The sequence below is a fragment of the Intrasporangium calvum genome (assembly GCF_028446585.1).
In the GTDB taxonomy this organism is placed as follows: domain Bacteria; phylum Actinomycetota; class Actinomycetes; order Actinomycetales; family Dermatophilaceae; genus Intrasporangium; species Intrasporangium calvum_A.
On the sequence record NZ_JAPFQL010000112.1, the window covers coordinates 1 to 9,428 of the forward strand.

A 9,428-nucleotide genomic window follows, 5' to 3' on the forward strand; every position below is an offset into this window, starting at 1 on the left:
GGGCAGGCCCTTGCGGGAGGGTGGGATCTGGAAGGCCATCGACAGAGCTCCTTCGCGGTGGTGGCCATTGCCGTTGGGGGTGGCGGCCGGACCGGCCGCCACCAGTGGTGCCTCGTGCCGCGGGCGGTGCGCGGGCAGGGCGCGGAGTGGCCGCTTCTCCTGCTCCGGCTGCCGGCGCAGGTGACGCTTGAGCTGGTCGCCCTCGACGTCGCGGTTGGGCAGCACGGCGGCGAGCCGGCGCGGCAGCCACCAGGCGGTCTCGCCGAGCACCGACATGACGGCAGGCACGAGGGTCATGCGGACGAGGAAGGCGTCGACGAGGATGCCGACGGCGAGCGCGAGGCCGAACTGCTTGATCATCGGGTCCTCGCTGAAGATGAAGCCCGCGAAGACGGAGACCATGATGATCGCCGCGGCCACGACGACGCGACTGGCCTGGTCGAAGCCGTGGACGATCGCGTCCCGGCCGCGGTGGCCGTGGACGTGCGCCTCGCGCATCGAGCTGACCAGGAACATCTCGTAGTCCATGGCCAGGCCGTAGAGGATGCCGGTGACCATGATCGGCAGGAAGCTGAGGATCGGGCCGGTCGTGTCGAAGCCGAAGAGGTCCTTGAGCCAGCCCCACTGGAACACCGCGGTGACGACGCCGAAGGTGGCGCCGATGCTGAGCAGGAAGCCGAGCGTCGCCTTGAGCGGGATGACGACGGAGCGGAAGACCAGCAGGAGGACGACCAGCGAGAGGGCGACGACGATCGCGATGTAGAGAGGCATGACGTCGGCGAGCTTCTCGGAGATGTCGATGTTGACTGCCGTCAGGCCGGTCACGCCGAGGGTGACTCCTTCGGGCGCGGTCAACGTCGGCCCGTTGGCGCGCAGCGTGTCGACGAGGTCCGAGGTGGAGACCGCGTCGGGGCCTTCCTCGGGGATGACGGTGAAGATTGCGGTGCCGCCGTCGGGGTCCGCACCCATGAGACTCACGGCCTTGACGTCCGGGGTGTCCTCCAGCGTGGTGCTGATGCGGGCGACGTCCTGCTGCGCGAGCCGGCTGCCGGCCTCGGGGGTGGCCACGACGACGAGCGGTGCGTTGTAGCCCTCCCCGAAACCTCGGGTGATCGCGTCATAGGCCTGTCGCTCGTCGGTGTCGAGGTTGGCGGTGGAGCCGTTGGGCATCCCGAGGGAGATGTCGCTGACGGGGACGGCGGCCAGGCCGAGGACGGCGACGACGCCGACGATGGCGAGCCAGCGATGGCGGACGACCGCGCCGGACCAGCGGTGCGCGAGGTGGCGGTGCTCCTCCACGGTGAGCGTCGCACCCCTGGCCCGGGCCTTGGCGCTGGCGATCCGCTCGCCGGCGAGTCCGAGCAGCGCGGGGAGCAGCGTCAGGGCGACGAGGACCGCGAGGACGACGGTGGCGGCCGCGACGAGGGCCATGGTCGTCAGGAAGGTGATCCCGATGAGGCTGAGCCCGGTCAGCGCGATGACCACGGTGACCCCGGCGAAGAGGACGGCACTGCCTGCGGTGCCGACCGAGCGGGCGGCCGCCTCCTCGGCGGGGAGACCCTGGGTGAGGATGAACCGGCGCTGGCGGTTGACGATGAACAGCGCATAGTCGATGCCGACGGCGAGCCCCACCATGAGCGCGAGGACCGGGGTGGCCGTCGTCATGGTGATCGACTGCGACAGCGCGAAGGCGCCGCCGAGGCCGATGCCGACGCCGGTCAGGGCGGTGAGGAGCGGGAGGCCTGCGGCGCGGAGCGATCCGAGAGTGATGAGCAGGACGAGCGCTGCGACGCCGAGACCGATCGCCTCGTGGCCGCCGACCGGGGCGTGGATCGGCTTGAGCGACTCGGTGGTGAGGACGTCCACACCGGTCCCGGCCGTGGCGTCCTCTGCGAGCGCGGTGACCTCCTCCACGGTTCCGTCGGGAAGGTCCTGGACCTGCTCGGTGAACTGGATCTGCAGCATGGCGACGGAGCCGTCCTGCGACACGAGGACGCCGGGGACGGGCGTGCCGTCGACCACCAGCGGGCGTATGCCGCTGGGCTCGCTGGCGTCGTCAGGTGCCCTTGGGGTTGCGGCCGGGTCCGTGTCGGGGCGGGCGCTGCGGTCGGCGACGGTGCCGAGGCCGGCGATGGACGTGGCCGCGTCCGCGATGCCCTCGGCCCGCTCGCCGGAGTCGAGCCGGTCTCCTTGCGGCACGGTGAAGACGAGCGTGCCCTGTCCCCCGGCGGCGTCCGGGAGCTCGGCACGGAGCCGGTCGGTGACGTCCTGGCTCTGCGTGCCGTCGATGGTGACGCTGGAGGAGATCTTGCCGCCGCCGTTGGCGAGGGCGAGTCCGACGACCGCGCCGAGGACGAGGAACCAGACGGCGACGAAGGCCCACGGGCGGCGGTAGGCGGTCCTACCGAGCCGGTAGAGGAGCAGGGACATGGGGAAGCCTTTCGGGTAGGCCGGCATGGCGGCTGGTCGGCCGCGCGAGGTGGGGGGATGTGGCGGGCTGGTCAGAACCCGCGACGGAGATGGGTGAAGACGGTCGTCAGGAACTCGTCGACGGTGAGGCCTTCGCTCGTGTCGCCGGGGTGACGGATGGGAACCCGGCCGTCGAGCACCGCCATGAGGGCGCCGTACGCAGCGCCGACGAGGATGTGGCTGGACAGGCGTGAGACGTTCGACCCGGCCCGCGCGGAGACCGCGTCCTGGGCGGTGCGGCGGATCTGCAGCTGGACGTCGGCGAGGTAGGGCTCGAGGCCATGGTGATCAACCGCCAGGTGCCGCAGCTGCTGGAGGAGCGGCAACATCCCTCCGGAGAGCTGGTGGCGGGCGAGGGCCATGAGCCAGTCGAGGAGGGGGGTGTCCTCGGGCACCTCCGGCATGGTCTCGAGCCCTTCCCTGAGCCGCTCGACCGCGAGCCCGGTGATCGCCTCCTCCTTGCAGGAGAAGTGGTTGGCGAAGGTGCGACGGGAGTAGCCGGCCCGGGCGGCGACGTCGTCGATGGTGAAGCCGTCGACGCCACGCTCGACGGCCAGGTCGAACGCAGCCTCGGCCAAGGCGTGGGCGGTGGCCCGGCGCTTGGCCTCGCGCAGTCCTGTCTCGGTCATGCTGACAGCATCACACATCATTGCCCAATGGGCAATATTTCCCATTCGGCAATATCACAGCCGGGCGATGACCTCGTCGAGCATGGTCTCGGTGAGCTTGCCGGTGAAGGTGTTCTGCTGACTCACGTGGTAGCTGCCGAGCAGCCGGACGATGGACCCGTCAGGCCGGGTCAGCATGGTCTCGGCGCCGTGGCCGAACCGGGGCTTGGGCCGCGGCACCTGCCAGCCGAGCCGTCGCGCCGCTCCGAGCGCCGCATCCCAGCCGATCGACCCCAGCGCCAGCATGGCCCGCAACCCCGTCGGCGCCGCCGCGGTGAGCTCCAGGTCGCGGTCGAGCCAGCCCGAGCAGGTGGCCTTCTCCTCCGTCGTGGGCCGGTTGGCCGGTGGCGCGCACCGGACGGCCGCAACGATCCGAATCCCCTTGAGTGACAATCCGTCCCCTGCGGCGACCGACGTTGGTTGGGAGGCATGGCCGGCCCGGAAGAGCGCCGCATAGAGCCAGTCCCCGGAACGGTCTCCGGTGAACATCCGGCCGGTGCGGTTCGTGCCGTTGGCGGCCGGGGCCAGGCCCACGATGAGGACCGGCGCCTCCGGGTCGCCGAAGGAAGGGCCGGGCCGCCCCCAGTAGGGCTGCTCGACGAAGGAGGCGCGCCGGCCGGTGGTGGCCACCTCCTCGCGCCAGGCGACGAGGCGCGGACAGGCCCGGCACACCGACACCCGGGCGTCCACCTCGGCCACGCTCGGCGCGGTGCCGGCGAGTCGGCGCACCTGTGCCGCCGTGGTCGCCACGGGTGTCTCGGCGGTGGCCGGGTCGCCTGGCCAACCCGTTCCCGGCGGCACCGGTGACGGGAAGAGCTGCCCCGTGACCGGGTGCGGGTCCAGCCGCTCGCTCGTCATGCACCGACTCTGCCACCCCGCCGCTCGAGTGGCCCCGCAATCCACACCCTCCCAGCGCGCGCATCCGCCGGTCCTCACCTATCGTGGCTGTCGAAAGAGGTGCTCCGTGGACAGAAGTGCCAGGCCATGGCAACCGTCGCTGCTCTTCGCGCGGGTCGAGCTCAAGGCACGCCTGCTGCTGCCCCGGATCCGGTCATCGGCAGCGCAGCAGGCAGAGCGGCTGCGCCAGCAGGCGGACCCCCGGGCCGAGCGCCTCGCGCAGGCGCTCGAGTCCATCGCCGCCGACCGCGTCCTGGGGCAGCCACGCGAGGCCCTGAAGCGGATCGAGGCAGCACGCCACGACCTGCTGCGCAGTGCCGAGCTCGTGCCCTGGGCGGAGGAGTCGACGCAGTCGCTCGCCTGGATCTGCGCCCGTGCCTCCCAGCCGCCGTCCGGCGCTCGCCTCCTGCACCACGTCGTCAGCGCGTGGCAGCCCCGACAGGCCATCGAGCTCGGCACCTGCGTCGGGATCTCCGCGGCCTACCAGGCGGCCGCGATCCAGGGCACCGGGGCGGTCACCTCCCTCGAGGTCTACCCCGCTCTGGCCCGATACGCAGAGCGCACCTGGGAGCGGGCCGGGATCGACAACGCCCGGGTGGTCGTCGGGCGGTTCGCCGACACGCTGGGCCCGACGCTGGCCAGCGCCGAATGGGACTACGCCTTCATCGACGGCAACCACCAGGGTCCGGCGACGGAGCGCTACGTCGCGCAGGTGGCTCGAGCCGCCGCCCCCGGAGCGCTGGTGGCCCTGGACGACATCGACTACAACGACGGGATGCGCGCGGCCTGGCAGTCGGTGCGGCGTCGGCCGGACGTCGCGGCCAACGCCGTCATCGGCAAGATCGGCCTCCTCGCCCTGCGCTGAGCCCGGAGCAGGTACGGGAGCGAGCCCAGCGGCATACGGCCGTCAGCAGACCCCGCCGTCGGGGGACGACACCTTCGTCGTGACCGCGCGGCTCGGCCCCGCGAGGATGATGGGGAGCGAGCGACGGGTCATGCACCCGAGGACGCCGCACCGGGCGCCGAAGTTCGATGAACCCAGGCGACCGGAGTGGCGTCTCCGGGGGCAGGAGTGCCGAGGGAGGTTGGTCAGATGCCACTCGACGATGACGCCGTCGAGGCGATCTATCGCGAGCACGGCCCGATGCTCCGCCGGGTCGTGTGGCGTGCGACGAGTGACGCCGACCGGGTGGAGGACATCGTGCAGGAGACGATCCTGCGGGTGTGGCGGCAGGCTCCTGACGCCGACAGCCTGCGCGCCTACCTCATCACCACGGCGCGGCACCTCATCGTCGACCAGCATCGCGCCTCGACGCGGCGCCCCCAGCAGGCGCGGTTGCACGACCTTCCCGAGGCCGAGTCGGCCATCGACCGGGCGCTCGACCAGGTGCTCGTCGAGGAGGCGCTCGCGCGGCTGCAGCCGGCGCACCGCGAGGTCGTCACGTGTCTCTACTACGAAAGGCTCTCGGTGGCCGAGACCGCCGCGCGGGTGGGTGTGCCGGAGGGCACCGTGAAGTCCCGCGCCTACTACGCCGTGCGCAGCCTGCGCGTCGTCCTGGACGAGATGGGGGTGACGAGATGACGAGCGAGCGCGACGAGCTGCACCTGCTGTTGGGCGGCTACGTCCTCGGAGGGCTCTCCGACGAGGATCATCGGGCGTTCACCGAGCACCTGCGCACCTGTGCCGCGTGCCAGGCGGAGCTCGGCCAGGTGTCCGGGCTCCCCCGGCTCCTCTCGCTGGTCGACCCGCCCACCGAGCAGCCGTATGCTGCTGGGCTCGCCTCCCGCCCGACGTCCCCGGAGCGCGTGGCCGGGTCCGACGCCGTGGGCCTCGCCGACCTGCTGGCCGAGGGCCGGCGGCGACGGCGCCGCCGGCGTGGCTGGTTGGGCGCTGCAGCGGGTGTGGCGGCGGCAGGAGTCTTCGCCGCCGGTGCCGCGTGGGGCCCGGCCCTCCTCGACCCACCACCCCCGTCGGAGCACTACACCGCGACGGCGGTGGCCGGCTCGACCGCCACGGTCGGCGTCGATCTCATCACCCGGGGCTGGGGCACGCAGCTCGACCTCGCCTGCTCCGACATGCCGGTGGGTGAGGAGATCGTCGTCTACGTCATCGACGCGGCGGGTCGGGAATCGCCAGCAGGCTCCTGGCTGGGGACCCGCTCGGGATATGCGCGGGTCACCGGGGCGACCGCGCTGCGGCCCGAGCAGATCCGCTCCATCGAGGTCCGGACCACGTCCGGGGCCGTGATCGCCACCGTGAGGACGTGACGGCGTGGCAGGCTGGGCGAATGGCTGACGACCTGAACATCCAGCACCGGATCACGTCACTCATCGACGAGGAGCACCGGCTGCGTGAGGCGCTCCAGCAGGGGACGATCTCGGCGGAGGACGAACGCGCCCGGCTGGGCACGATCGAGGTGGAGCTCGACCAGTGCTGGGACCTGCTCCGCCAGCGGCGTGCCAAGCGGGAGTTCGGCGCCAATCCCGACGAGGCCCACGTCCGCGACCCGAAGACGGTCGAGGGCTACCTCGGCTGACCCACATGGTCATTCAGCTGCCCGCCGCCGACGGAACGGCCGAGGCCTACGTCGCGCGGCCGCCAGGTGCCGGCCCGGACGCCTCGCTGCCCGGAGTCCTGCTCTTCATGGACGCGATCGGTCTGCGCCCGCGGATCTTCGAGATGGCCGACCGCATCGCCTCCTGGGGCTACGTCGTCCTCGCGCCCAACGTGTTCTACCGCAACGGGACCGCCGCCGAGACCACGCCTGGCCGCCCACTCGACTCCGAGGAGGCGAGACGGGAGTTCTTCACGGTGGCCTCACGCCGCATCTCGTCCCTGTCCACCAAGCGGGCCGTGGCGGACATCGCCGCCTACGTCGCCGCGTTGACGTCGCGGGAGGACGTCAGGACCCCCATCGGCGTCGTCGGCTACTGCATGGGCGCACGGCTGGCCGTGCGAGCGGCGGCCGCGCACCCCGACGTCGTCGCAGCCTGCGCCGGGTTCCACGGCGGCGGCCTCGCCAGCGACGCCGCGGACAGCCCGCACCTGGCCCTCCCGGCGGCACGCGCCGAGTTCGTCTTCGGCCACGCCGACCACGACCCGAGCATGGACACCGAGGCCGTGGCCCGCCTCGAGGAGGCCCTTCGGGTCAGTGGCCTCGCCGCGACCAACGAGATCTACGAGGGGGCTGCCCACGGCTACACGATGGCCGACACCGCGGTCTATGACGAGGCGGCGACGGAGCGGCACTTCGCGGCCCTCAAGGACCTCTTCGACCGGACGCTGCCCTAGGCGGGATCCGAGCCGCGGCTAGGCTCGATTTCATGGCTGATGGCATGCGGGCAGCGGTGGTCCTCGGTTCGGGCGGAGCGCGCGGCTATGCCCACATCGGCGCCCTCCAGGTGCTCCGCGAGCGCGGGTTCGAGGTCGTGGCCATCGCAGGCACCTCCATGGGGGCGCTCGTCGGCGGGGTCGCCGCCGCAGGGCGACTGGACGAGTACACCGAGTGGTCCCAGTCGTTGACCCAGCGCGAGATGTTCCGTCTGCTCGACTTCACGCTGTCCGCCCCCGGCGGGGCGATCCGGGCCGAGCGGATCATCGCCAAGGTCGGGGACATCCTCGGCGGCGTCGCGATAGAGGACCTGCCGATCCCGTTCACCGCGGTCGCCACCGACCTGGCTGCGCGCCGCGAGGTCTGGTTCCAGCGTGGCCCGGTCGTGCACGCGATCCGGGCCTCCATCGCGATCCCCGGCGTCATCACCCCCTTCGTCATCAACGGCCGCACCCTGGTCGACGGCGGACTGCTCAACCCCCTGCCGATCGAGCCGACCACAGCGGTCAGCGCGGACGTCACCGTCGCCGTGAGCCTCTCCGGCCAGCGAGCGCCGATCGGGCACGCCACGCCCGTCAAGGAGACCTCCGAGCCTCGGCCCTTCGAGGAGTGGACGTCGCGCCTGCGACGCAGCACCGCCGAGGTCCTGGAGTCCGAGCGACTCCGCGCGCTGGCGAGCCGCTTCGCCGTCGGGCACCGCAAGGACGAACCGGTCGACCCAACCGACCCCCTTCCCGATGTGCAGGACGTCGAGGAGTGGGTCCTCGGCACCCCCGACATCGGCACCGTAGACCTGCTCAACATGAGCTTCGAGACCATGAGCGCCCTGATCACGCGCTATCGCACCGCGAGCAACCCGCCGGACATCCTCGTCACGGTCCCCTACAACGCCGTCAGCACCCTCGACTTCCACCGCGCCGCCGAGATGATCGAGATGGGACGACGTCTGACCGCCGAGGCACTGGACCGCGCCGGCTACTGAGGCAGCCCCGCCCAGTCGAGGTGCCCCCCCGGTAAACCACCCCGGCCACTCGCAGCGTCAGGTGTACCAGCGGCCGATCGGCCGGCTCCATCCAGCGAAGGGCACCACCATGCGCACCAGCAGATCACTCGCAGCCACCGTCGCGGCGACCGGCTTCGCGGCCGCTGTCTCGGTCACTCTCGCCGCTCCGGCCCAGGCCATGCCCGAGCGTTTCGCCGACGTCGGCACCATCGTCTGGTGCGACGGCGAGGGGGGCTTCCTGACCGCCGACGACACGACCCAGTCGCCCAGCAGCTTCACGGCGGTCCTCTTCGACGGGGACCTGGAGGCGTTCGCGTTCGGCGACGCTGCCGTCCTCGTCGGGGACCGTCTCCTCGGGACCTTCCCGGCGACCGACGCGAGCTCGGGTGCCGAGCTCGGCGACCTCACCATCGACGGGCAGGTCACCCGCGGGGTGACCGAGACGCTCTCCGGCTGGGACATCGACCCCGACGGCCGCCGCACCCGGACCGAGGGAACGCGCACCCCGCTCACCGGCTCGGTGACGCTGTCCCTCGGCGACACCAGTGCCACGCTCTCCTGCACCGGCTGGGACATCGACATGGAGGTCTTCCGCCTCAACCGGCAGCCCGTCGCGGACCGTTCGGAGGGCTGGCTTCCGGACAGCTACGAGCTCGAGGGCGGGGCCGGCTACATCGGCTTCTACGGCGAGCGTGAGACCGAGCTCGGGATCGCCCTCGACCTCGTGGACCCTGCCGTCTTCGCCGGCGAGCGGCTGCAGGTCCGCAACGGCCAGGTGGAGGGCACCATCGCTCTTCACGACCCCGAGACCTGGGAAGTGACCGGGACCGCCATGGTGCGGGGAACCGTCACCAAGACGGGGACTGAGCACGTCGTGGACGGCGGTGACGGCTACCGCTACGTGACGGACGTGAACCACTACGACGTGGCCCTCACGATCACGACCGCGACGGGTGAGTGGAGCGGCAGGTGGCAGGCGACCCACGAGACCAACCGCTCGCGCAGTGTCCTGCCGCCGAAGGCCATCTGACCGAGCACCACGTATCGGACCCGGGCGTG

10 protein-coding genes are annotated in these 9,428 nt (G+C 71.8%); 7 read left to right on the plus strand and 3 right to left on the minus strand.

Going from position 1 to position 9,428, the window contains the following annotated elements; translation table 11 throughout:
* The 3 genes from OO014_RS17970 to OO014_RS17980 all read right to left on the minus strand — a co-directional run.
* Window positions 1-2,430, minus strand: a 2,430-nt coding sequence (locus OO014_RS17970; protein WP_272463699.1) for an MMPL family transporter, incomplete at its 3' end; no start/stop codon positions are given.
* Between the two features lie 71 nt (window positions 2,431-2,501).
* Window positions 2,502-3,098: a TetR/AcrR family transcriptional regulator gene (locus OO014_RS17975; RefSeq protein WP_272463700.1), complete on the minus strand. Its 597-nt coding sequence runs from the start codon at window positions 3,096-3,098 to the stop codon at window positions 2,502-2,504.
* Between the two features lie 54 nt (window positions 3,099-3,152).
* A complete protein-coding gene (locus tag OO014_RS17980) occupies window positions 3,153-3,995 on the minus strand; it encodes a uracil-DNA glycosylase (RefSeq protein WP_272463701.1) in 843 nt (280 codons plus the stop codon).
* Between the two features lie 106 nt (window positions 3,996-4,101).
* Here OO014_RS17980 and OO014_RS17985 point away from each other — a divergent pair, with 106 nt between their 5' ends.
* The 7 genes from OO014_RS17985 to OO014_RS18015 all read left to right on the plus strand — a co-directional run bounded on the left by OO014_RS17985 (window position 4,102) and on the right by OO014_RS18015 (window position 9,399).
* A complete protein-coding gene (locus tag OO014_RS17985) occupies window positions 4,102-4,899 on the plus strand; it encodes an O-methyltransferase (RefSeq protein ID WP_272463702.1) in 798 nt (265 codons plus the stop codon).
* Between the two features lie 228 nt (window positions 4,900-5,127).
* A complete protein-coding gene (locus OO014_RS17990; RefSeq protein WP_272463703.1) occupies window positions 5,128-5,616 on the plus strand; it encodes a sigma-70 family RNA polymerase sigma factor in 489 nt (162 codons plus the stop codon).
* Window positions 5,613-6,302 (plus strand): zf-HC2 domain-containing protein, encoded by a 690-nt coding sequence (locus OO014_RS17995; protein ID WP_272463704.1) that lies wholly within the window; start codon window positions 5,613-5,615, stop codon window positions 6,300-6,302. Before OO014_RS17990 ends, OO014_RS17995 begins: the two co-directional genes overlap by 4 nt.
* Before the next feature lie 20 nt (window positions 6,303-6,322).
* Window positions 6,323-6,571: a DUF2630 family protein gene (locus OO014_RS18000; protein ID WP_272463705.1), complete on the plus strand. Its 249-nt coding sequence runs from the start codon at window positions 6,323-6,325 to the stop codon at window positions 6,569-6,571.
* 5 nt (window positions 6,572-6,576) lie between these two features.
* Window positions 6,577-7,326 carry a dienelactone hydrolase family protein gene (locus tag OO014_RS18005; RefSeq protein WP_272463706.1) on the plus strand — a complete coding sequence of 250 codons (750 nt, stop codon included), beginning with the start codon at window positions 6,577-6,579 and terminating at the stop codon, window positions 7,324-7,326.
* Window positions 7,327-7,358: 32 nt separating this feature from the next.
* Window positions 7,359-8,348, plus strand: a complete 990-nt coding sequence (locus OO014_RS18010; RefSeq protein ID WP_272463707.1) for a patatin-like phospholipase family protein — start codon at window positions 7,359-7,361, stop codon at window positions 8,346-8,348.
* 109 nt (window positions 8,349-8,457) lie between these two features.
* Entirely contained in the window at window positions 8,458-9,399 is a 942-nt protein-coding gene (locus OO014_RS18015; protein WP_272463708.1) for a hypothetical protein, read from the plus strand.
* Window positions 9,400-9,428: the final 29 nt, after the last annotated feature.

Coding starts and splice junctions, on each gene's coding strand:
- OO014_RS17975 (WP_272463700.1), bottom strand. CDS start 3,098: ATGACCGAGACAGGACTGCGCGAGGCCAAGCGCCGGGCCACCGCCCAC.
- OO014_RS17980 (WP_272463701.1), bottom strand. CDS start 3,995: ATGACGAGCGAGCGGCTGGACCCGCACCCGGTCACGGGGCAGCTCTTC.
- OO014_RS17990 (WP_272463703.1), top strand. CDS start 5,128: ATGCCACTCGACGATGACGCCGTCGAGGCGATCTATCGCGAGCACGGC.
- OO014_RS17995 (WP_272463704.1), top strand. CDS start 5,613: ATGACGAGCGAGCGCGACGAGCTGCACCTGCTGTTGGGCGGCTACGTC.
- OO014_RS18000 (WP_272463705.1), top strand. CDS start 6,323: ATGGCTGACGACCTGAACATCCAGCACCGGATCACGTCACTCATCGAC.
- OO014_RS18005 (WP_272463706.1), top strand. CDS start 6,577: ATGGTCATTCAGCTGCCCGCCGCCGACGGAACGGCCGAGGCCTACGTC.
- OO014_RS18010 (WP_272463707.1), top strand. CDS start 7,359: ATGGCTGATGGCATGCGGGCAGCGGTGGTCCTCGGTTCGGGCGGAGCG.
- OO014_RS18015 (WP_272463708.1), top strand. CDS start 8,458: ATGCGCACCAGCAGATCACTCGCAGCCACCGTCGCGGCGACCGGCTTC.